Genomic DNA, 23001 nt, shown 5'->3' with positions numbered 1-23001 from the left:
TTCTCGGCCTCACGAGGCCTGGAAGAGCATTACCGTTTTTCTATCTCAGGTCCGGCCAGCATGACACGTAATCAAAACCCCGCTTCGCCAACCAACCGACCTCGCGCCTGGAGCGCTCTGGCGGCTCTGCTGCTCAGCTTGATGCTGGCACCGACCGCTGCTTTCGCCGACGCTCAAGCGCCTGCGACACCGGCTGCTACCGAACAGACCGCGCCTGCGGCTGCCGCACCTGACGCGACCGCTCCGGTCCAGACCCTCGACGTTACGCCTGCCGATGCGCCGCAAGCGCTCGAAGCCGACAATACACTGGGCATGGCCCACGACCTGTCGCCATGGGGCATGTACCAGAACGCCGACATCATCGTGAAAATCGTGATGATCGGCCTGGCCATCGCGTCGATCATCACCTGGACCATCTGGATCGCCAAAGGCTTCGAGCTGATGGGCGCCAAGCGTCGTCTGCGGGGTGAAATCGCCGCCCTGAAGAAAGCCACCACGCTTAAAGAAGCCAGCACCACTGCCGCAAAAGAAGGCACCCTTGCCAACCTGCTGGTCCACGACGCCCTTGAAGAGATGCGCCTGTCGACCAACAGCCGCGAGAAAGAAGGCATCAAGGAGCGCGTCAGCTTCCGTCTCGAGCGTCTGGTCGCCGCCTGCGGTCGCAACATGAGCAGCGGCACTGGCGTACTCGCAACCATCGGTTCCACCGCACCGTTCGTCGGTCTGTTCGGCACCGTGTGGGGCATCATGAACTCCTTCATCGGCATCGCCAAAACCCAGACCACCAACCTGGCCGTCGTAGCACCAGGTATCGCTGAAGCGCTGCTGGCCACCGCACTGGGTCTGGTCGCGGCAATTCCAGCCGTTGTCATCTACAACGTGTTCGCCCGCTCCATCGCCGGTTACAAGGCGCAGGTGTCCGATGCGTCGGCAGAAGTCCTGCTGCTGGTCAGCCGTGACCTCGACCACCAGCCTGAGCGCAGCTCGCAACCGCACATGGTGAAAGTGGGGTAATCGGCCATGGGCCTGCATTTGAAAGAAGGCGCAGACGACGATCTGGCCGAGAACCACGAAATCAACGTCACGCCGTTCATCGACGTGATGCTGGTGCTGTTGATCATCTTCATGGTGGCCGCTCCATTGGCCACTGTGGACATCAAAGTCGACCTGCCTGCCTCGACCGCCAAACCGGCACCGCGGCCAGAGAAACCGGTGTTCCTCAGCGTCAAGGCTGACCAGCGCCTGTTCCTCGGCGAAGACGAAGTGAAGCCTGAAGCACTGGGCGCCACCCTCGACGCTCGCACCAAGGGCAAGAAAGACACGACGATCTTCTTCCAGGCTGACAAAGGCGTGGATTACGGCGACCTGATGAGCGTGATGGATAACCTTCGCGCAGCAGGCTACCTGAAAGTCGGTTTGGTCGGCCTCGAGAGCGCAGTCAAGAAATGATCACGACGCGCCATAAGCTGACGCGTTACAGCGGTAGCCTGGCCGTGGTGCTGGGCGTTCACGCGCTGGCCATCGCGCTGGCGCTGAACTGGACCGCCCGCCCGCCCATCGAATTGCCTCCACAGGCGATGATGGTCGAGCTGGCACCGGTTCCGGCCCCGCCACCGCCTGCTCCGCCGAAAGTCGTCACACCACCGCAGCCACCGGCTCCGGTTGAAGAGTTGCCGATTCCGAAACTCGCCGAAGCACCGAAAGCCGAAATCGCGGTGCAGAAACCCAAGCCGAAGCCAAAGCCTAAACCGCCGAAGCCGGTCGAGAAGAAGCTGCCCGATTCGCCGAAGGAAAAACCTTCCGAGGAAAAACCGGCCGACACGCCACCGACTCCAGCGCCGACGGAGAAATCCGCTGCACCGGCACCGGGTCCGTCGCCGGCACAAATGGCTGCCAAGGCCAGTTGGCAAGGCACGCTGCTTGCGCATTTGGCCAAGTACAAAAAGTACCCGCAGAGTGCTCAGGCACGTGGCAAGGAAGGCTTGAACCGTCTGCGTTTCGTGGTCGATGGCGAAGGCAACGTGCTGTCGTTCGAACTGGTGGGCCGCTCAGGCAACGCCGATCTGGACCGGGCCACCCTGGAAATGATCCGCCGTGCGCAACCGCTGCCCAAGCCACCGGCCGACATGTTGACCAATGGCTCAATCGAAATTGTTGCGCCGTTTGTTTACTCGCTGGAACGTCGCCGCTAAGTAACACCGCAATACCTGTGGGAGCGAGCCTGCTCGCGAAGAGGTCGCGTCAGTCAGCTCATGTTTGTCTGACCCAGCGCTTTCGCGAGCAGGCTCGCTCCCACAGGGTTATGTGGTGACGGTTGGATCGAGATAAAGGCACCGAAAGGTGCCTTTTGCATATCCATGCACGGCAAACCGGCATTGCCCGGTGTCGCACTCAGCCCTCAGTCTGATAACGTGCGTCTATCGATCGCAGCCGGTATGCTTGGCCCGCACCTTCATGGACGCTTGCTATGACTCTCACAGAATTACGCTACATCGTTACCCTCGCCCAAGAGCAGCACTTCGGCCACGCGGCCGAGCGTTGCCACGTCAGCCAGCCGACCCTTTCGGTGGGCGTGAAAAAGCTTGAAGACGAACTCGGTGTGCTGATTTTCGAGCGCAGCAAAAGCGCCGTTCGCCTGACCCCGGTCGGCGAAGGCATCGTCGCCCAGGCGCAGAAAGTGCTGGAACAGGCTCAAGGCATTCGCGAACTGGCCCAGGCCGGCAAAAACCAGCTGACCGCCCCGCTGAAAATCGGCGCGATCTACACCGTCGGCCCGTACCTGTTCCCGCACCTGATTCCACAACTGCACCGGGTCGCCCCGCAGATGCCGTTGTATATCGAAGAAAACTTCACCCACGTGCTGCGCGACAAACTGCGCAACGGCGAGCTCGACGCGATCATCATCGCCCTGCCGTTCAACGAAGCGGACGTGCTGACCCTGCAGCTGTACGACGAGCCGTTCTACGTCCTGATGCCGGCCCAGCACCCGTGGACGCAAAAAGAAACCATCGACGCCGGCCTGCTCAACGACAAGAGCCTGCTGCTGCTCGGCGAAGGTCACTGCTTCCGTGATCAGGTACTCGAAGCCTGCCCGACCCTGACCAAGGGCAACGACGGCGCCAAGCACACCACGGTCGAATCCAGCTCGCTGGAAACCATTCGCCACATGGTCGCATCCGGTCTGGGCATCTCGATCCTGCCGCTGTCGGCAGTCGACAGCCATCACTACGCCCCGGGCGTGATCGAAGTGCGGCCGTTGTCGCCGCCGGTGCCATTCCGCACCGTGGCGATTGCCTGGCGCGCCAGCTTCCCACGGCCCAAAGCCATCGAGATTCTCGCCGACTCCATTCGCCTGTGCTCGGTGGCCAAGCCAGCGGCACCGGTTACAGCCGGTTAAGCGAGCGTCATGACGGAGCTGTCGCAAGTGTCGGTGACGGCACTCAAGGGTGTCGGCGAAGCCATGGCCGAGAAATTGGCCAAGGTCGGTCTGGAGAATCTCCAGGACGTGCTGTTCCACCTGCCGCTGCGCTATCAGGATCGCACTCGCGTGGTTCCGATCGGCCACTTGCGACCGGGACAGGACGCCGTGGTCGAAGGCACCGTCAGCGGTGCCGACGTGGTCATGGGCCGCCGCCGCAGTCTCGTCGTGCGTTTGCAGGACGGCACCGGCGGTCTGAGCCTGCGCTTCTACCATTTCAGCAACGCACAGAAAGAAGGCCTCAAGCGCGGCACGCGGGTTCGCTGCTACGGCGAAGCCCGGCCCGGCGCCTCGGGGCTGGAAATCTACCACCCGGAATACCGCGCCATCACTGGCGACGAGCCGCCGCCAGTGGATGAAACCCTGACCCCGGTCTATCCGCTGACCGAAGGCCTGACCCAAGCGCGTTTGCGTCAGTTGTGCATGCAAACGCTGACCATGCTCAAGCCTGACACCCTGCCCGACTGGTTGCCGACCGAACTGGCCCGCGACTATCAACTGGCGCCACTGGCCGACGCGATCCGCTACCTGCACAACCCGCCCGCCGATGCCGACGTCGACGAACTCGCCCTCGGTCATCACTGGGCCCAGCATCGCCTCGCCTTCGAAGAACTGCTGACGCATCAACTGTCCCAGCAACGCCTGCGCGAAAGCATGCGTTCGCTGCGCGCGCCAGCGATGCCGAAAGCGAAAAAGCTGCCACCGAAATATCTGGCCAACCTTGGCTTCAACCCGACTGGCGCGCAACAACGCGTCGGCAACGAAATAGCCTACGACCTCAGTCAGCACGAACCGATGCTGCGGCTGATTCAGGGCGACGTCGGCGCGGGTAAAACCGTGGTTGCCGCCCTCGCCGCGCTGCAAGCACTGGAGGCTGGCTATCAAGTCGCCCTGATGGCGCCGACCGAGATCCTCGCCGAACAACACTTCATCACCTTCAAGCGCTGGCTCGAACCGCTGGGCATTGAAGTCGCGTGGCTGGCCGGCAAGCTCAAGGGCAAGAACCGCGTCGCCGCGCTGGAGCAGATCGCCAGCGGCGCGCCGATGGTGGTCGGCACCCACGCGCTGTTCCAGGACGAAGTGCAGTTCAAGAACCTTGCACTGGTGATCATCGACGAGCAACACCGTTTCGGCGTACAGCAACGTCTGGCGCTACGGCAGAAAGGCGTCGGCGGGCGCATGTGCCCGCATCAATTGATCATGACCGCCACACCGATTCCACGGACGCTGGCGATGAGCGCCTACGCCGACCTCGACACCTCGATCCTCGACGAATTGCCGCCCGGACGAACGCCGGTCAACACCGTGCTGGTCACCGACACCCGCCGTGTCGAAGTGATCGAACGGGTGCGCGGTGCCTGCGCAGAAGGCCGTCAGGCCTATTGGGTGTGTACGCTGATTGAAGAGTCGGAAGAGCTGACCTGCCAGGCTGCCGAAACCACCTTCGAAGACCTCACCGCCGCCCTCGGCGAGCTGAAAGTCGGGCTGATCCACGGGCGCATGAAGCCTGTCGAAAAAGCCGCCGTCATGGCCGAATTCAAGGCCGGCAACCTGCAACTGTTGGTCGCCACCACGGTGATCGAAGTCGGCGTCGACGTGCCCAACGCCAGCCTGATGATCATCGAAAACCCCGAACGCCTTGGCCTCGCGCAGTTGCACCAATTGCGCGGCCGCGTCGGTCGGGGCAGCGCGGCCAGCCATTGCGTGCTGCTCTACCATCCGCCGCTGTCACAGATCGGTCGCCAGCGTTTGGGCATCATGCGCGAGACTAACGACGGTTTCGTGATCGCCGAAAAAGACCTCGAATTGCGCGGCCCCGGCGAAATGCTTGGCACCCGCCAGACCGGTCTGCTGCAATTCAAGGTCGCCGACCTGATGCGCGATGCCGACCTGCTGCCCGCCGTGCGCGATGCCGCGCAAACCTTGCTGGAACGCTGGCCGACCCACGTCAGCCCATTGCTCGACCGCTGGCTGCGCCATGGACAGCAATACGGCCAAGTGTGAGCACCGTCGCAGTTTCTGAACCCTCGTTCCAACCAAGCTGGTTATACTCCTGCCATTGTTTCAAAAACGGATACAGACCATGACCGAAGCTGCTCTCGCCCCCGAAACTCCGCACGCTCCGTCTGTTATTCGGCTGCTGCTCAACAAGCTGGACGTTGCCTACGAAGAAGTGCTCGACCACCACGGCCTCAATGCTTCGCGCAAAGTGCAGGCGGTGTTGCTGGACGACGCGGTCGGTGCGCTGATGGTGCTGTTTCCTCAGAGCCAGTTGCTGGATCTCAATCGCCTCGCCGAACTGACGGGCCGTCGCCTGACCGCCGTCTCCACCGAGCGCCTGGAAAAGATGCTCGGCAAACACAGCCTGAGCCTGCTGCCGGGCCTGCCGGCGCTGACCAGTTCGCCGTGCCTCTACGAAGAAAGCCTGCTGCGCGAACCGAAGCTGCTGATCAACTCCGGCGAGCCGGGCGTGCTGCTGGAAATCGCCAGCGAAGCCTTCAAGACCATGCTAACCAAAGCCAGCGCCGCCAACTTCGGCGAAGCCCTGAGCAGCATCCGTCCTAACCTTGATCGCCCGGACGATGACCGCGAGGAAATCACCCAGGCCGTGCAAGCGTTCACTGCACGCCGGATTCAGCAGCGCCTGGAAGCGACCATCGAGATCCCGCCGCTGGCCGAAACCGCACAAAAAATCATCAAGCTGCGCGTCGACCCCAACGCCACCATCGACGACATCACCGGCGTGGTCGAAACCGACCCGGCGCTGGCCGCGCAAGTAGTGAGCTGGGCGGCGTCGCCGTACTACGCGTCGCCGGGCAAGATCCGTTCGGTGGAAGACGCGATCGTCCGCGTGCTCGGCTTCGACCTAGTGATCAACCTCGCGCTGGGCCTGGCCCTCGGCAAGACCCTGAGCCTGCCGAAAGATCATCCGCAACACACCACGCCGTACTGGCAGCAGTCGATCTACACCGCCGCCGTCATCGAAGGCCTGACCCGCGCCATGCCGCGTGCCCAGCGCCCGGAAGCCGGCCTGACGTATCTGGCTGGCCTGCTGCACAACTTCGGTTACCTGCTGCTGGCCCACGTGTTCCCGCCGCACTTCTCGCTGATCTGCCGCCACCTGGAGGTCAACCCGCACCTGTGCCACAGCTACATCGAGCAACACTTGCTGGGTATCAGCCGCGAACAGATCGGCTCATGGCTGATGCGCTACTGGGACATGCCGGATGAGTTGGCGACCGCCCTGCGCTTCCAGCACGACCCGAGCTACGACGGCGCCTATGCCGAATACCCGAACCTCGTCTGCCTGGCCGTGCGCCTGCTGCGCAGCCGTGGCATTGGGTCCGGGCCGGATGAAGACATCCCCGACGCGCTGCTGGAGCGTGTCGGCCTGACCCGCGAAAAAGCCAACGACGTCGTCAGCAAAGTCCTCGAAGCCGAAGTCCTCCTACGCGAACTGGCCTCGCAGTTCAGCCAGGCCTAAACGCAAACAGGCCCGCTCCCCCAGGATTACCAAAATCCCTGTGGGAGCGAGCCTGCTCGCGAAGAATCCAACTCGGTCTACCAGACCGCCCCGATCGTCCCCACGCTCCGCGTGGGAATGCATCCCGTGACGCTCCGCGCCACCAAAGGCTCAAGCCTTAGGCTTAGCCTTCCTCGGCTTCAAATACTTCATCAACCCCTGAAACCACATCACCAGCGCCGGATTTCCCTTGATCTGGATCGACTTGTCCTGAATCCCCTGCATGAACGCCAACTGCTTGTTCTTCGCCTGCATCGTGGCAAAACCATACGCCGCATCTTTAAAGGCAATCGCAAACGCCGGCTCTGCCACCACGCCAGACTTGCTGGTGATGCGCTGATCCTTGACCACAAAATGCCGCGCCACCTTCCCGTCCAGGGTCTGCATCTGAAACACCAGATCCTTGTCACCCAACTGCTGCTGGAACGCAGGATTTGTCCGGCTGGCCTTACCCATCAACAGACCCAGCATCCACAGAAGAAAACGAAATTTCATGCGCACAGCCTCAAAAGGAAAATGAACGGCTGGGGCAGTGTAAGGGATTCGGACGATAACGCCAGTATCTGACGCTGTTGGAAGAGGATGCGGACCAATTCCCGCACGATGACCACTAAGTCACGATTCAACGCTCCCCCCTGATCGTTCCCCCGCTCCGCGTGGGAATGCCTCCCGAGACGCTCCGCGTCTCACCACTCACCTTTCCTACACCTGCTGAAACACATACCTGTAGGAGCTGGCGAAGCCTGCGATCTTTTGATCTTCCGGCCCGCGAATCTATGGGAAATTTCCTGCAAAGTGCGGGGCTGTCCATGAACTAGGCGAGTTGGTGCGATGTGGATAGGCTCTGTGTGTCGCCGCAAAATCGGCGATACGGACGTGCAAGTCCGGTTCAGGTGCACAATCGCTGGTGGCATTTCGCCGAGTGTTTTCCTATGCTCGCGAATCGTTATGGCGGCTGTGCGTCGGAGACCTTCGGGTCTGCCGGGTTCCTGAACCGGTCTTGCACACCAACGCACAGCTGCCACCTATTCGAAGTGCAAAGCGAATTGGTGTCGGCCTCACAACTTCAGGAAGCTGCACCATGATCAAACCAACACCCAATCCACCAGAAAACCCGGATATTTCGCCCTACGAATCTCTGGAATCAAAGAAATTCCACGAAGCCGCCGAACGCGCCCTCGACCACCATTTCAAACCAGCCGTAGAACCACATCCCAAACGTGAAAACGGCCTCTTCAAACTCTCTCCCGGCACCGACGCCGAAGCCCTCATGGCCAACGCCTCCGAAGACCTCCTGTCCATCAGCGTCATCGCCTGCGACCTCGCCGACGACCTCCACGGCTCCCGCCGCTCGGTGGCACTGGCCCTGAGCAGAATGGCGGACGGGGTGAGATTGATGGTGGAAGGGACGCTCGACCAGATTGAAGTGCGAAGCGTGGCGGCCAAGTCGTAGCGAGATTTGCGGATGGAAAAAAGGGGACGTTAAGTCCCCTTTTCTAAATCTTGTCCCGTCCTGAATAAGGTTTACACCTTCTGACCCATTCTCAGGAGGGAGTAATGAATACGGGAGAAAGGCGCAGTCAGCGTGATTACACGCTGACCTTTAAATTGTCGGTCGTCGATCAAGTCGAAAAAGGTGAGCTGAGTTATAAAGAGGCTCAAGAGCGTTATGGCATTCAGGGTAAAACGACCGTACTGAACTGGTTACGCAGGCATGGTCGGCAGGACTGGAGTCAAGGCGCGTCCATTCGCTCCAAGAGACCCCGTTCCATGGATAAGCCCGATAAACCGCTGACACCCGAACAGCGAATCAAAGAGCTTGAAGAAAAGCTTGCCCAAGCCAACCAGAAAGCTCAGTTTTTCGAAGCCGTCGTTGATGTTTTGAAGAACGACTTCGGTGTTTCTGTCGTAAAAAAGCGATCCGGCAAGTCCTCTCCCAAGAGCAGATCCAAGGCCTGAGCATTAGTCGGGCTTGCCAATTCATGGGGATTTCCCGTCAGGCTTATTACAAGCGCAACCGGGCGTGTGATGCCCGGGCCCGTCATGCTCAGGAAGTGATGGGATTCGTGAGGGAAAAGCGACTCAGGCAACCGCGCCTTGGCACCCGAAAACTTCACAATCTAATGCGCACTGAGCCAGAAATGTCCGTAAAGGTTGGTCGAGACCGTTTATTCAATATCTTGCGAGATCGGCGCGAACTGGTTCCTCGCAGGCGGGCCTATCACAAAACAACAGACAGTCATCATCGCTTTCGCCGGCATCCAAACCTGCTCAAAGATGGGCCGATTCAGGTAGTCGCCAAGGCACCAGAGCAAGTATGGGTTGCGGACATCACCTACTTACCAACGCAAACGGGTGTGGCTTATCTGAGTTTGATCACCGATGCGTACTCTCGAAAAATCGTGGGTCACCATGTCCATGAAAGCTTGCACACCGAATCGGTGATCCAGGCGTTCAACAAAGCCCTGAAGCAGCGGACAACGGAACAACACTTGGTGCACCACTCGGACAGAGGCGTTCAATACTGCTCCGAGCTTTATCAGCGGCTGCATGCCAAGTACGGCATCACCTGCTCAATGACCGATGGCTACGACTGCTACCAAAATGCATTGGCTGAGCGTGTGAATGGAATTTTGAAAAACGAGTTAATGCTGCATCGGCCCAAAGATTTTGCAGATGCCATCCGGATGGTGGACGAGTCGGTGCAGATCTATAACAACGAGCGGCCTCATCTGTCGCTGAAATACAAAACGCCCGATGCGGTGCATCGGGCGTTTTGAGGTTGAAACAGGTGTAAACCTATTTCAGGACTAGACATCTCGATAACAAAAACTAGCGAAAGTCCTCTGCGCTTTTTGGGCGCGCTTCCAAGCCCTGGAGCGCCGCCCGGTTTATGTAGGCATTCCCTCCCTCACCGCAATACTGCCGGAACACTGCCTTGTCGTCCCTGAGCACCGTCAGATAACTCAGAAAGGCTTGATTAACGAGGTAGGTATAAGCACCGTTTTTGAACTTGATGATGTTCAAGTTCACGCTGCCTTCCGAAGCGTTCACGACAAAGAATTTGCCCTTGGGCGGCAAAGCCGTCTTCGGATAGATCATCTCTATTTTGCTCGGCACGCCGTAACGGTACTGAACAAAACCGGCCGTGGGCTTGCTGTTTCCCCGTGCACAAACGGAAACCGTCTTACCACCCTCCAACGGGCAAATGAAGTAAATGTCTTCGTCATCTGAACACAACGTTCCATCCTGCCCGCCCTGCAATGGGGCTGTTTCTTGCGAGACGCGTTCTGGTATTTGAGTGACATCGGCGCAATTGGACAAACACACCAGCTTCGAAAGATCCGGAACATCACTTTCAGTAAACAGGTACGTCGCTGAACCGTCACGGTTGCGGGCGTGGTAAACGGGAACACTGACGGCCAACCCTTTGGCAGACACCGGCACCTCGGTATCCCGACCCGAGACGACCCAGCCTTCGGCCTCCCCGCACAACTCCTCCAAAGCGACTTCATTGAACGGATCTTTCGTGGGCACGGCGAACGGCTTGGCATCACCTCGGCAGTCGTAGCCATGCCAATAGGGCCCGGTGTTCATATCAATGTCGATCGAGAAAACATAAGCGCCGTCGAGCACCACTTTTCCGCTGTCGTAGGTGAATACCAGCCAGCGACGCGACTTCGCCTTTGATGAGTTTTCCTCCTCCAGGATGTAGCGCTCACCATCTCGATACAGCCAGAAAACACTCATCGCTCCGGCCGATACCGGCCTTTCGGAGAGACTTTGCCCGGACTTAGCGTCTACAAGGAAATCGTCTTTCAGCGCCAGCGCACAGTCGCTGTCGGCGGCCATGCAAGACTCGAGTGACGGGAACATCGGCCCTGCCCCCACAGAGAAAGAACACAGCAATAACGCGATCAAGCCTAATCTTTTCAACTTGCCACCTGTTTCAAAGCGAGTAATCCATCACTTCTTCAAGCCACCAGCATTGCCCACGAACAAACCGATACTCGAATACATAATCGGTATCCGGTTTCTGCAGGATGGCGACGGCGTGATCACCCTGCTCTTCCTTTACGGTCAACGTCAGGCCCTGGGCCTCTCGCTTCGCCAGATCCGGGATTATTGGGAACTTGAGCTGATCACCGCTGAGACTGTTTTTTTGCATCTCGGGCTCGGGGTCGCCGGCCACGGTTGTGACCATTTTCAGCGGCTGTAGGACGAAGGCTTTCTGCAACTCCGCGCGTTCAGAGAAGGCTGAGAGGAATGTTGAAAAGTCGGGCGAGGGACACACTTCACCGTCGATCTTTAACGCTTTCTGGCGGATCTCCTGTTGCAGTTTCGAATCGGCAATGATTTTTGCATCAAGGTCTGCCAGACGCTTTTTGATACTAGTTGCATCCTTGTAGGCACACACAACATCGACGCCGTTTTCAAGGTCTCGGCCGTCTCGGCAATCCTGCAATTCGGGGTCTGGTGGATCACCGCGAAAAAACCGCAACGACAACTGTTCGCCCTGCTTGATGAGTGGCAGTTCCAGCGTCCAATAGGTGTAGCCTTCGAAACCACCGTTTGCCTCTTTTTGCCTCATGAGCACGTAAAGGGACTTCCCCGCTCGCTCAGGGAATTTGCGTTCGAAAAAAAACACCGATGCGACTTCATCACCCACGAGCGGCGCCACAAACGAGAGTTCTGGCCTCGTGGCACTCATTGTCGTGTAGAAAACCTCCCCACCGGGAACGTAGGCGCCTGTCGTCTGACCTTTGAGTGTGTTCTTCAAGAACAACACGGTGATCTTCTGCCCGCCCACCGTTGCCACCACCGGCGGATGCATTTGCTTGATGGTTTGCAGGTCATCCGCCGTTGCCGTTTGCGCGGTAAAACCGATGATCGATGCGAGCAAGCACACACAACTTGAAAACCTGTTCACTTCCATTACTTCCTTGTCGATCGACGAATTGATCAATCTTCAATAACTAGCGCGAGGGCATCACGATGACTCAGGTTCGCCACATTTCAGCGCTTTTATTTGCTCGTTCTTGATCGGAATCACACAGGCGCGACGCTTCTCACCGGGCGCGCGAAGCTCCGTAGTGCTTAACGTCAGGTGCAGACCGTCATCTGTAAATACAGGGGCCTCGAATCCAGCATCGGCGTAACCGGACTGGAATGACTTGCCGTCAAAACTGCAGAACCGCGTCAATGACAACACTCGCCATCCACCGTCAGGCGCGAGAATTTGGACCGTCAAGCATGGGTTGTCGAACGAGTAGAGATAGCGCGCGACTACATCCTGGTAACGCTTCGCGCCGGATCTGGACACCTTATTCATATCAACCACATCACCCGAGTCATCTGCCACGATCCTGTCCAGATATGCCGCGCGTTCCAGGCTCATTCTGATGATGCAGCTATCGACGGTTGTAGAGTGAAGCGCCGTATCAGGGTCGATATCCGTGGCTTCGAGCGGGCATGTGGTATCGCGCAACTTGATCCACGCACGCTGTGACTCTCTGGCGATGGCCATGAAAGCCTTGCCCTGTTCAGGGTCGCGTTTTTGCTGAACCTCAAACCTTGCCATCAGCTTTTTGTAGCTGGCATTGAGGTTGGCGTCGGCCCGCTTAAGTTCGGCCGCCACGCATTGATTAAATTCCAAGCTAGAGGTAATGACTTCGCATTCGTCCTCGGCGTGCGCATATAACGCGCATAGCATCCCAAGAGGTAACGCGATAAAGCGGACAATCCTGTTCAATTTTTCATTCCTTGATGTGCAGTTCGCTCAATGACTCGTTGCGGAACTTTCTGCGCCTTGCCGTCGGCGCTCATCGCGTCGCGGTACTGACTGTAATAGCGTTGCGCTTCGTCTGTACGATCGAGGCGCCAGAGTGAATCGGCGATGTTGAACATCAGCACCGTGCGTTTACCAACGGCCTCAACGCCGCGATAAAACTTCAGCGCCAACTCATCTCTACCGCCCTCGGCCAAATAGAAGGCCAAGTCGTTAAAAGCTTGAACATTGCGCGCTGGTGGGTGACAAGCCATATAGGACTCTGGACTTATAGTGCGAAGATTGAATGCGAGTTCTTCCACGCGAGATTGCGGCATCTCAATATTTGAGACCTGCTTCAATAAGTCCTTTGGAGACGGCGTCTGCAGGACGAGGTCAGGCGCATCCTCTTCCCCGGAAGTCCACCGATTGCCCTCCCACTTGCCGTAGCAAAACCTGGCTGCAGGCTGACTGAGCACGCAACCGGTCTCCATCGAAATGACCCCGCAACCAGTTTCCTCTGTTGGGATTTCTTCACCCTCCTGGCCAATGACAACGCCATACAGAGTCTGAAGGAGGAGCAATGTTTTCTTGTCGGGACTTAACCAAGCCTCATGCGTTTCAGTACCCACCGCGGGTACATAGAGGGGAAACGTTTTTCCATTGGCGGTAAACGAGGCAACCGCCGCCTCCGCAGCAGGCCTGCCCCATGTCTTGTCCTTCAATGTCACTAAGTGCCCGCCAACCCCCACGATCTGAATATTTTCAGACAAGGCATTGGCTGAAGCTGTCAGGCTCATGACAATCATCAACCACTTAAGGCTGCCCGCGAGAAGACGATTCATCCACTCACTCCTCATCTATCGGCGACGATTCCACGTCGGTCATGCTCAGCAGCCGGAATTCATTGTTCACAAATTCGTAGTAACGGTCCCGGTTACCACTTTCCAAAGCATTCCCTTGGGCATCTTCTTCGCCGTCGAGCGTGATGCCGGACACGATGATCAAGCGGCTGTCGGGCTGGTAAACCATGCCGAAGGTGCTGCCGTCGTAAGCATTCGGCAGACCGCCAACGACTTCCCCAGTCTGAGCGTCCAGCACTTCGCCGCAAATGGCGCTGCCGCCACAGCCGAGCCTGTGCAGGATGTAATGGCCGGCGAAGTTGACCTTGCCTTTCAGGGCTTGCACCCGTGCCTGATCCATCATTGGGCTGCTGTTTTCTTGCAGCACCAGCTTATGGTTGGGGCCGGTGAAAACTGGCGTGACGGTGTAATCCTTGAAGGTTGGATCGGCTGCGAATGCCATGGACGCGGCAGCCAATATCAAGCTGCCGAGAAGAACCGAAAATCCTTTCACGCTATAACTCCATCGACGCAAGTCATTGTGGGGATGTTCATTCGAAGGCACCCGTGCATCCCAACGCGCCATGATCGCCGGGATACTCGCTGCCGCGCGGCGTTGAGCGTATTCCACCAGTACGCTCGGTTGCGGCGGCAGGATCTCGGCGATGTTCGCGGCGGTCAGGTGCCGGCGCCAGCCGTAGTCGCTGATCGGCCGGTATTGCAGCAGCCACAATTGCGCGCCGTCCCAGGCCCATTCGACGTCCCCGGGCACGTAGTGGAACACGCGCAACACGTCTTGCAGAAAGCGCCATAGCAGGTCTTCGGTCAAGCCGTGGGACGGCGTGAATGTGCCGCTGCGCCACGCATCGCCGAGCCGCGAAAGCGTTGCCCGCGAGGGGCTGACTTGACCGTCGGCGAGCGATTCGAGATGGCCTTCAACCCACTCAAGTTCTACCGAGAGATGGCGCACAAAAGCGATCCCGGAAACTACAGGCGTGATGAAGCGCTGCACCACCACTTCCTCGACGCCTTCGGCCGTCAGTTCGGCGATGCGTGTTGGCACGTTGGCAGTCGGCTCGCGCAGATAGGTTGTGCTCAAACCGGCATTCGCCGAATCAGCCTGATCTTCGCCATAACTGGAGGAGCGCACCGCCCAGGTCACGTCGGGTTGGGCGGCGAGAAATGCTGGTAGACGCGGATCGGCGCAATCGTTGAGCGTCAGCGCTGCCGGCACCGCTTGTCGCGCCAGTTTAGCCAGGCGCAAACGACCGCCCTTGGTGTGCGCGACAAACCCGCGCTCGCCCGACTCCAGCCACTGCGCGAACTGCGCGGGCGAGTCGATCCACGGGTAATGACCCCAGCCGGGTTTGAGGCTGATGGTCAGATCAGCGCGGGCTAGAATCGCCGACCATGCCGCCGCTTGCTCGATACCGAGCACAGCGTCCTGATCGCCCCAAACCAGCTCGACCGGATCGGTGATCCACTCCAGCAGCGGCAGTGCGGTATCGGCGCGAATCAGATCCCAGTGCGGCACAAACGCACGGCAGCGCGCATAGCCGGCGCCCATGCGCTGGTACTGCGCGGGCGTCCAGGTCTGGTTGGAAAACTTGCGCGCGAACAGCGTGGGTTTGTTCGACAGCAGCCAGTGGATGGTTTTACGAATCGGCAGTGGCGACATCAGCGCCGGCAACCGCCGCTGCCAGAGAAACGCCCCCACCGGCGCCAACAAAACGCTGCGGGAAAAGTGTCCAGGCCGACGTTGTAACGCGTGCAGCACCAGCAACGCATTGACCCCGACCGCCATGATCGCGCTGCCCTGCTCCGTCATCGCCAGCAAGGTCTGCGCGTAGTCCGCCAGATCCTCGCAGGGTGGCTGCGGGTTGGCGCCGAAGCCCGGCAACTCCAGCGGCACCACGTCGTAGCGCTGGAAGTGCGGCAGCGCGTCGTCCCACCAATCGGCAGCGCTACCGTTGCCGGCCAGCAGGTACATCAACGGCTTGCTCATGGACGAGCCTCAGGTCAGATCGCGCAGAGCGGCGTCGAGGGTTGGGTAGCGGAATGTGTAGCCGGCCTCGGTCAAACGCTGCGGCACCACACGCTGACCATCGAAAAACAGCTGCGCCATCTCCCCCGCCATTGCACGCACTGGCGCGGCGGGAACGTGGAACCACACCGGACGCTTGAGGACCTTGCCGGCCTGCTCGGCGAACGCGGCCTGACTGACCGTTTCGGGCGCGACCATGTTGTAGGTGCCACGCAGAGTGTCGTCGTTGAAAGCCCGCGCGATCACCTGAAGCACATCGTCACGATGCACCCAGCTCATGATCTGCTGACCGTCACCCATGCGCCCGCCGAAACCCAGGCGGAACGGCAGCAGCAACGGCGTCAACGCACCGCCGGGGCCGAAGACCACGCCAAGACGCAGCACCACCTGACGCACGCCAAATTCCGTAGCCGGTTGCGCGGTGGCTTCCCAACGCGCACAGAGTTCGGCCATGAAGCCGTCACCCTTGCTCGCCCGTTCATCGAGGCTTTCGCTGGCATCGCGCACGCCGTAGAAACCGATGGCCGAGGCCTGAATCCACAGCGCGGGTTTGTGCTTGGCGTTCTTCAGCCAGGTCATCAGGGTTTCGGTGGTGCCGACTCGGCTGGCGAGCAGTTGCGCCTGACGTTTGGCAGTCCAGCGTGGACCGGCGACCGGTGCGCCGGCGAGATTTATCACTACGTCGAAGGTGTCGTCGTGGCTGAGTTCGCTGAGTGAATGCACACAGCGGACGCGGCCGTTGAATAGATTGGCCGCGCTCAACGGATCGCGCGTCAGTACGCTGACCGAATGGCCGGCGTCGAGCATTTGGTTGACCAAGGCTTCGCCGATAAATCCGGTGCCGCCAGTGATCAGCACGCGTTTGAAAGCGCCGCCGGCAAACGGGTTGGGTTGGCTCGGAGTCTTTACTGAAGGAGATTTCCGGCGGTCATGCCGATACAGCCAAAACAGTGGCGGCAACAACACCAGCAATGCAAAACCATCTAGCCATAGATGCGACCAAACCTGTTGTTGCGCTGAGAGCCACATGTCCTGCGGCGCCCATAACAGGATGCCGGCGCTCAACCAGCCCCAGACTGCCGGGGTTTTCAAGCGATTGCCCAGGTGCACCAACGCGAGCATGTACAACGAATAACTTTGCAGCGTCGCGCCGAACAGCGCGAGCCACCAGACTTGTTGTTCGTGGCCGGCAGCAGGTACCGCATCGGCGCCCCAGAACGAAAGTTCGAGGACTTGCAGGTAGCCATCGAGTAGACCGGAATGCCCGGCCCAGGTCAGGGTGAGACCGGCGAGTATGTGCACGATCGCAGCGGCGTATAGCCAGAGCACTAGCGCTGGGCGAAGCGAGGTCGAGGGGGCTGGCATTCCGTGTCCTGAGCGCGTTCCTTGGGGGTGGGGAGTTTAAAGGAAAATCGCGGTCGTCAGATGCTCAAGTATTAAACGTTTAAGCGCTGCGGATTCTGGCTCAGCGCATATGAAAACGCGTTAGCCATGATGGCGGAACGCGTTTGATCACATCGAGGTGAAAAGGCGCCGGGCGCTGTAAACGCCCTTCTTCACTTAACCGCACTAAAAGCAGCTGCTGGCCACTATCGGTTCGGCCACTTCGGACTGAAGTCGCTTAATCGCATTGATGCCCGAGTCGTTACCTTTGTCGGCAGCAAGCTGATAACAGGCCAAGGCGCGAGGAGTATCTTTCTTTCCTAGATCGCCGCTTTTCCAATAATCGCCTAACGAAACGAATGCATGCGTTGATCCCATGGTGGTAGCACGAATCAACTCTTTTTCAACGTCCAGCGGGCGCTGGCAGGGTCCTGAACCGGCCAATTCATTGCCAAAACAATAGAAGCCAGCCAACGACTCAGCACCGCTCGGCGAATCAACGGCTGCTGCCTTGAAAAGAGCCTCAACTTTGCCGTATTCCAATTGCGGGGCCATACCCGACAGACTTAACCCGGCCGCAGCCGAACTAGATATAGGATCGCCTGAAGCGGCCGCGCACAGGTAATTTTCCAAAGTCGCCTCAAAAAGTTCTCCTGTCAGTCGGTATTGCTCAAGGCCGCCCAAGCCAGCAAATCCTTGTCCGCGCTGCCAACAGAAATTCTCCGCACGACTCATTTTCCGCGTACTGGCTACAGAAAGCTCTTTATCAGGAATCGACCAGTCCTCAACCCCATCAAGCGTCCAGCATGACTTCCGCGAAAAGTTGAAAATCTTGATATTGCTGTTGCCGGCGCGTTTATCCACAACGTTAACGTGGCGGTCATCCACCTTCTCGATCTCTATTCCTTCCACTTTCCCATCGGGCACGGCCACCATTAAGGGAAACGCCATATCGCGTCCCACCTCCGCAGTAACGTAGGTCACAATCCGCCCTATATCCGACGTCCCCTTTAATACCAGCAGCTTCACGGCCTGCGCAGTTAGTCGCTTCTGCGATTCGGCATTAGCGGAGAACGCTGGAAGAAACTGTCCAAAGTCTTGCGTAGGGCACGAGCCACGTCCAAATGTCGGGCCACTCCCGGTATCGGACGCGATATTGTCCAAAAACACTGAACGGTCACGACTCATACTGGCGATGCAATTGTTCACCGCTGCCACATGCGCCGAAGAGTCCGGTTCCGTCTCCAACGCATCGACCTGGCAATCGGTATCGCGCAGTTTGATCCAGGCGCGCTGAGCCTCCTGAACCGTTGCCTTTTGGCTCGCCGCAAGAACTGGATCGGTCTGATATCCACCTTCGAGCCGAACCATCAGTTCTTGATAACTGGTATTCAACTGCTTATCTGCAGCAACCTTGGCACTCACAGAACATCTTTCCCTCTGAGAGTTCGTAGTGATATCGACACATGCATCGTCAGCAAATGCATGTCCCCCCAACAGAGATAAACCACCAATCAGCACGGCGGGCAGCACCGGAATAAGATATTTACTCAAGGCAAATTCCAACAATATCTTGCGAAAGTGTATTTTTAAGTCGTGCTTATTCTTCAAGGGAGATAGCCATTTTCAGAGTAGATCCATTCAGATAAACGACTGCTTCGCGCCCATTAATATCGACAGGGGTAGGATTTTGGATCATTCCTTCATCACTAGCCTTCGCAATTTTTGTTAACGTCTTATCCGCAACATTGGCACGCCAAATAGTTTCATCACCATTCTTGAAATAAAACGTCGGCCGTGACTTGCTCCAAATCGGAGCATATATATTCCAACCGGCCTCGGGCCGACCAGCCTGCGCTATCGTTTCATACCCTGAGGTGTGCGAGTAGTACGCTTGCAATTTTCCATACTCACCACCCCAACCGAATGTCAAACCACTAACAGCATTTTCATCAGTATTTGGCCACTGCTGGAACAGCAGACTGCTTTCCAATGGCGGAGATTTTGAACCGAGCTTATAAACCATCCCCCGCAGCTGATTCTTAGAGAGTTGCTGTCGATAGTAAAACGCCCCATCAAAGATTCCCGCAAACCTTTTCCCTTCGTCGTTTGAACCCAAACTCAGAGCACCATCAAAACCGATATCTTTCGCAATCGTGTGCAATACCGGCCTGTCGTTGCGATCAACGTACTCATATAGATTACCCCGGTACGCAATCATCGCCGCATCAAAATGCCCTTCAAACACGATGACATGCAACATGCCTGAAATTGTTTCAGCTGAGATCACAAATCGTTCGACAGCCCCTTTTTCATTGGGAAGCCATGCTAAATCAATGACCTTCCATGAGCGTTCAAACTGTGTGTAGGGCTTATCACCCAACATTAACTTAATATCTTTCTGAGTCGGCCTAGGCGCAATAGAAACGGGTGTGAGAAAGCTTATCTGCTGAACATAAGCTTCCTCTAAACACTCGACTGACTCACAAGAATTACGCTCTGACTCAAGCCAGTCACTTTCGATTAATTGAAAAACCCGCCGACTTTTTATCGACTTGAAGACTTCACTTAGCTTTTCATCCATTGCGGACAAGGAAGGAGAACGACAAATTTTCCTTTCTACGTCCGTTGAAGCTTTGCCACAGTCGAAACTCGCAGAAAATGCCACCGAACTGAAAAGCAAAAAGGCTAACGGTAAAAAGCTAGGGAGCGAATATATATTTTTCATTGATTCACGCTATCAGGCATTTAACTTCGCAAAGCGGGTTGCGAGACGCTTGGGGCGTTCATTTATCCGCCGCTTCATTTGTTACCCTCTTTGCCAATGCTCGACGACATCAACATCCACCCGCATCGCCACACAAGATCCATCCGCGTATTTCTTTGCCTTTCGGTGTTTTAAACATAATCGAAAGCCAGCCAGCCTCAACAGCCTCCTGCTGAACCCTATCCCCGGAAACCAAATACATACGAGTGACATCGTCAAAAACTGGAGAGCTATAAATTTTAGCTTTTTTATTTATTGTCAGCTGAACCGGCACACCTTCATTCCATTTAGAAAACGCTGGAGTCGCAAGTTTATTACTAACAGACAATTGATCCTTGTAAGGAAATTCATACATTAGATTCTGGTAATCGTCTGCCAATATATCGCCACCCTCACCAAAATATTTGGGGACTCGCTCATCCCTTGAATAACCACTCTCGCTCTTTTTGTAAACATGCACACTATAATACTCACCAGAATATCTAACTCCGGTGTCTGAATGTATTCCCACACTGTGTATTACAAAAAGCTCTTTCTCGGAACTACCTTTAACATCAGAAAAAAATGCCGAGCGGACTTTTCCTGTATCTGCCAAATACGGCAACTGCCCAACGAGCTTCTTAGATTTACTCAAACAATCAACATAGTTAACATCAATACCCACTTGATTGTTCGAATCTTCACTGCTCGCCTCATCCTCTATAGGAACGAGATCAAAAACAATCGCACCGTCTTTTGTCGGGATCGAATGGTACACTTTACTCTCAGGGACCTCGCAAGCTAGCGAAGCCACCGAAGACAGGCAAAATGAAACTAACAATGAAAATTTACATAAGCGCTTCATAACGAACAGCCCCCGAACACAACCTTGAATTTCTCAGCAACTTCTTTAGTAAACTTCTCTCGCTGATCAAGTTCTTTCAGCCCAGAGTTGATAATCCTAGTCACAGATTTAATCTTCGCATCTACATCAGGTGAACTTGCATCCGCAAGTGAACCAATACCTTTCGCCTTCCAAAACCATAGACCAGACTCTAATGCAACCCTCATATTGTCCTGTACCAGGTTCGGATTAGCATCGATATTCACACCTATCGCTACAGCACATTCACGATAGTTAGCATAGTGGGTCAAATGAAGAAGGCCTCGCCCCCTATAGTCGTTATGAGGGTACTGATTGCTACCAAAGCTATGTTTACCATACGCTGGATCGTTTGCAATCAGATGCTGATCTATATACTCAAGCTTCTCTTCTCTGGTTAGTGACATCCCCAGCCTTGCAAAACCATCATTAATAGCGGTCGGCGCCATTCTATATAGTTTCTCGGCTGTGTAGCTACGACGAGTGTAATTTAAACTTTCCCTAAACGCAGAAAATTGAAAAGTCTCGTGCTTACCCTGCCCCATTATATGAAATACCTGAGCACAGGTATTTACTCCATACTTAGGGAAAAGCTCGTTCGCCACCATGACAAACTCACTTACAAAAGTATCCGTTACGGAGGATGGGCAAATACTCCGCATCAATGCATTTGTTAACGCTATATTACTGCCACACTTTTTGCAGACATTACTGCCGGACGATGGCATCATATTCCCAATGAGCGCGATTGGATGAAAATGCCATACAACTCCATCGCCTACCCCTTTAGATTGTATAGCTGGATCATCCCAAAATATTAAACTATCTATTCGTTCTTTTTCGTGTTTTAGAACAGATGGGTAATTTTCTAGCAACGTATCCAACCGCGCCCATTTGGCAGAGTCCGACTTAGATTTCCACTCCGTAGGGTGATATGCAATGAGCTTTGACCAATGATCCCTGAACTCCCTATTCTTAAGTGCAACCGGAAAATCTTCGGGAGTAACTTTTTGATCTTTATTACCAAATCTATCCAAGTCCTTATATAAGATCTGGAAGAACTCCGGCATATCATCAGGATCCAGAAAACCATCAGAATTTGAATTTGATTCCTTAACGATGCGAAAGCCTAGTTTTTCCCAGTCGTGCTGACCAAGAAGCTCCGCCCCTTCTTTTTTGAGCAAACCCGATTTGTTTTCTGAATTATCAATTACGGTTACTTCGTACCATTCTTCAGTGTCCTTATAGAGAACAGTTTTCCCAAGCTCCACAAAATTTTCATTCGAAATTGTCACAATTCCGGTTAGAGGAGGCTTACTTTTTAAAGTCGTATTCGGTGGCAAGTTCAAGTATTGCTTGCCTTGCTTCACAGATGCCTTATTTTTCAGAAAATCCTCAATTCTCGGATCTGATGAAAAAATTTCCACATGAACTTGATAGTTTCTGGAAACCCCTCCATCAGGACCTGCCAATGTTTCATTTAAACCAATAAAACCGATTGTGTCACCTGCCTTAATTGCCGTGTCCATCGGCACAACCTTATCAAACTCCGTAGGAACCAACCCCTGCAATTGAACATAAGGCTTTTCAACACAGGCCCAAAAAGTTGCTGGGACAGGAGTAGAATGGCTTTTCAAACCGGTTGTAGCACCGGAAGTGCTCGGAACAAAGGAACATTCCGCCATTTTGTAAAGCTTAGAGCCAATCTTCAGGCTAAAAACTTTACCGCTATCAAATTCTATTACGCTATTTGTACAAAGCACTAAGTCTTCATTTTGTCCCAGACTATTTATTTGTCTAATTGCAGCCCCGGCTAAAGTGCCGTGACTTTGCGGCGAGGGCGCTGCCCGCAGAGTAAGTCCTGTCCCGGTAACTACAGCTCTGACTTTACCCTTCCAATAATCTGGCTTCTTCCTCTCTGGCGCAGTTATGGCGCTCCAACTCGCACTTCCATCACCTCGTGGGTAAGCAATACCGTTTTGTTTGTAGGCGAACCAAAAATCTTGCCCTGGTGTACGCCCTCCTACACTACCCTTAATAAGTTTTCCTTTTGCATGAATATGATCAGGGTGTTCTTCCAGTATTTCAATTTCAGTCCCAGCGGAGATCGAACCATATTCGACACAGCCGACTGCACCGTTAATATCGCTACGCGCCTTAAACCCGCTGGCCACCATTTTTATTTTTGGAGTGCCAGACTGCTCGGGATCATCCGCGTATCGCTGATAAGGTAACAAATGCATATACAGACTATAAAATACAAGCTCATTGCTAGCATTGGGAGTCACCTCCTTATTTGGAGGTGATTTATAGTCATGCCTTACAAGGCAAAACG

19 protein-coding genes and 1 pseudogene are annotated in these 23001 nt (G+C 55.9%); 8 read left to right on the top strand and 12 right to left on the bottom strand.

Annotated elements, in window-relative coordinates; translation table 11 throughout:
• Positions 1–60: 60 nt before the first annotated feature.
• The 6 genes from exbB (at position 61) to ATI02_RS16380 (ending at position 6962) form a co-directional block, all read left to right on the top strand.
• Complete coding sequence (gene exbB, locus ATI02_RS16405; protein ID WP_095187913.1) at positions 61–1014, top strand: tonB-system energizer ExbB; 954 nt, start codon at positions 61–63, stop codon at positions 1012–1014.
• 6 nt (positions 1015–1020) lie between these two features.
• Positions 1021–1449, top strand: coding sequence for a TonB system transport protein ExbD (gene exbD / locus ATI02_RS16400; RefSeq protein ID WP_095187912.1), 429 nt, complete (start codon positions 1021–1023; stop codon positions 1447–1449).
• Positions 1446–2192: an energy transducer TonB family protein gene (locus ATI02_RS16395; protein ID WP_100846810.1), complete on the top strand. Its 747-nt coding sequence runs from the start codon at positions 1446–1448 to the stop codon at positions 2190–2192. The genes exbD and ATI02_RS16395 overlap by 4 nt, the downstream gene beginning before the upstream one ends.
• A gap of 275 nt (positions 2193–2467) precedes the next feature.
• Entirely contained in the window at positions 2468–3397 is a 930-nt protein-coding gene (locus ATI02_RS16390) for a hydrogen peroxide-inducible genes activator (RefSeq protein WP_095187910.1), read from the top strand.
• Positions 3398–3406: 9 nt separating this feature from the next.
• Positions 3407–5482, top strand: coding sequence for an ATP-dependent DNA helicase RecG (gene recG, locus ATI02_RS16385; RefSeq protein ID WP_100846809.1), 2076 nt, complete (start codon positions 3407–3409; stop codon positions 5480–5482).
• Between the two features lie 79 nt (positions 5483–5561).
• Entirely contained in the window at positions 5562–6962 is a 1401-nt protein-coding gene (locus ATI02_RS16380; RefSeq protein ID WP_095187908.1) for an aminoacyl-tRNA deacylase and HDOD domain-containing protein, read from the top strand.
• Positions 6963–7112: 150 nt separating this feature from the next.
• Here the strand turns inward: ATI02_RS16380 and ATI02_RS16375 are convergent, their stop codons facing one another.
• The gene (locus tag ATI02_RS16375) at positions 7113–7496 is read right to left on the bottom strand and encodes an SCP2 sterol-binding domain-containing protein (protein WP_095187907.1); all 384 of its coding nucleotides are present in this window, start codon (positions 7494–7496) and stop codon (positions 7113–7115) included.
• 586 nt (positions 7497–8082) lie between these two features.
• On the opposite strand from ATI02_RS16375, the gene ATI02_RS16370 reads away from it, so the two are divergent.
• Positions 8083–8454, top strand: coding sequence for a DUF6124 family protein (locus tag ATI02_RS16370; protein ID WP_100846808.1), 372 nt, complete (start codon positions 8083–8085; stop codon positions 8452–8454).
• A gap of 104 nt (positions 8455–8558) precedes the next feature.
• Positions 8559–9781, top strand: a protein-coding gene (locus tag ATI02_RS16365) for an IS3 family transposase (protein ID WP_095190254.1) whose coding sequence is annotated in 2 segments (ribosomal slippage) — positions 8559–8910 and positions 8910–9781 — 1224 coding nt in all. Because the reading frame shifts where the segments join, the coding sequence is not laid out codon by codon here.
• 52 nt (positions 9782–9833) lie between these two features.
• On the opposite strand, the gene ATI02_RS16360 is transcribed toward ATI02_RS16365, so the two are convergent.
• The 11 genes and pseudogenes from ATI02_RS16360 to ATI02_RS16310 all read right to left on the bottom strand — a co-directional run bounded on the left by ATI02_RS16360 (position 9834) and on the right by ATI02_RS16310 (position 22954).
• Complete coding sequence (locus ATI02_RS16360; protein WP_238156311.1) at positions 9834–10853, bottom strand: hypothetical protein; 1020 nt, start codon at positions 10851–10853, stop codon at positions 9834–9836.
• A 97-nt stretch (positions 10854–10950) separates the two neighbouring features.
• Entirely contained in the window at positions 10951–11910 is a 960-nt protein-coding gene (locus tag ATI02_RS16355; protein ID WP_238156323.1) for a hypothetical protein, read from the bottom strand.
• 81 nt (positions 11911–11991) lie between these two features.
• Positions 11992–12753: a lysozyme inhibitor LprI family protein gene (locus ATI02_RS16350; protein WP_238156312.1), complete on the bottom strand. Its 762-nt coding sequence runs from the start codon at positions 12751–12753 to the stop codon at positions 11992–11994.
• On the bottom strand, positions 12750–13613 hold the full coding sequence (locus tag ATI02_RS16345) for a tetratricopeptide repeat protein (protein WP_100846805.1): 864 nt from the start codon (positions 13611–13613) through the stop codon (positions 12750–12752). Before ATI02_RS16345 ends, ATI02_RS16350 begins: the two co-directional genes overlap by 4 nt.
• A gap of 4 nt (positions 13614–13617) precedes the next feature.
• Positions 13618–14073: a hypothetical protein gene (locus ATI02_RS16340; protein ID WP_100848470.1), complete on the bottom strand. Its 456-nt coding sequence runs from the start codon at positions 14071–14073 to the stop codon at positions 13618–13620.
• A gap of 69 nt (positions 14074–14142) precedes the next feature.
• Positions 14143–15615 (bottom strand): annotated as a pseudogene (locus ATI02_RS16335) (alpha/beta fold hydrolase); the annotation flags it as partial.
• A 9-nt stretch (positions 15616–15624) separates the two neighbouring features.
• On the bottom strand, positions 15625–17019 hold the full coding sequence (locus ATI02_RS16330) for a TIGR01777 family oxidoreductase (protein ID WP_100846804.1): 1395 nt from the start codon (positions 17017–17019) through the stop codon (positions 15625–15627).
• 204 nt (positions 17020–17223) lie between these two features.
• Complete coding sequence (locus ATI02_RS16325; RefSeq protein WP_007949791.1) at positions 17224–18591, bottom strand: lysozyme inhibitor LprI family protein; 1368 nt, start codon at positions 18589–18591, stop codon at positions 17224–17226.
• Between the two features lie 46 nt (positions 18592–18637).
• On the bottom strand, positions 18638–19765 hold the full coding sequence (locus ATI02_RS16320; RefSeq protein WP_100846803.1) for a lysozyme inhibitor LprI family protein: 1128 nt from the start codon (positions 19763–19765) through the stop codon (positions 18638–18640).
• 109 nt (positions 19766–19874) lie between these two features.
• On the bottom strand, positions 19875–20561 hold the full coding sequence (locus tag ATI02_RS16315) for a hypothetical protein (protein WP_238156313.1): 687 nt from the start codon (positions 20559–20561) through the stop codon (positions 19875–19877).
• 83 nt (positions 20562–20644) lie between these two features.
• Positions 20645–22954, bottom strand: coding sequence for a glycoside hydrolase family 19 protein (locus tag ATI02_RS16310; RefSeq protein WP_238156314.1), 2310 nt, complete (start codon positions 22952–22954; stop codon positions 20645–20647).
• Positions 22955–23001 lie beyond the last annotated feature (47 nt).

The organism is Pseudomonas baetica, from assembly GCF_002813455.1.
Taxonomy (GTDB): domain Bacteria; phylum Pseudomonadota; class Gammaproteobacteria; order Pseudomonadales; family Pseudomonadaceae; genus Aquipseudomonas; species Aquipseudomonas baetica.
This window is presented reverse-complemented; position numbering and strand designations above follow the sequence as displayed.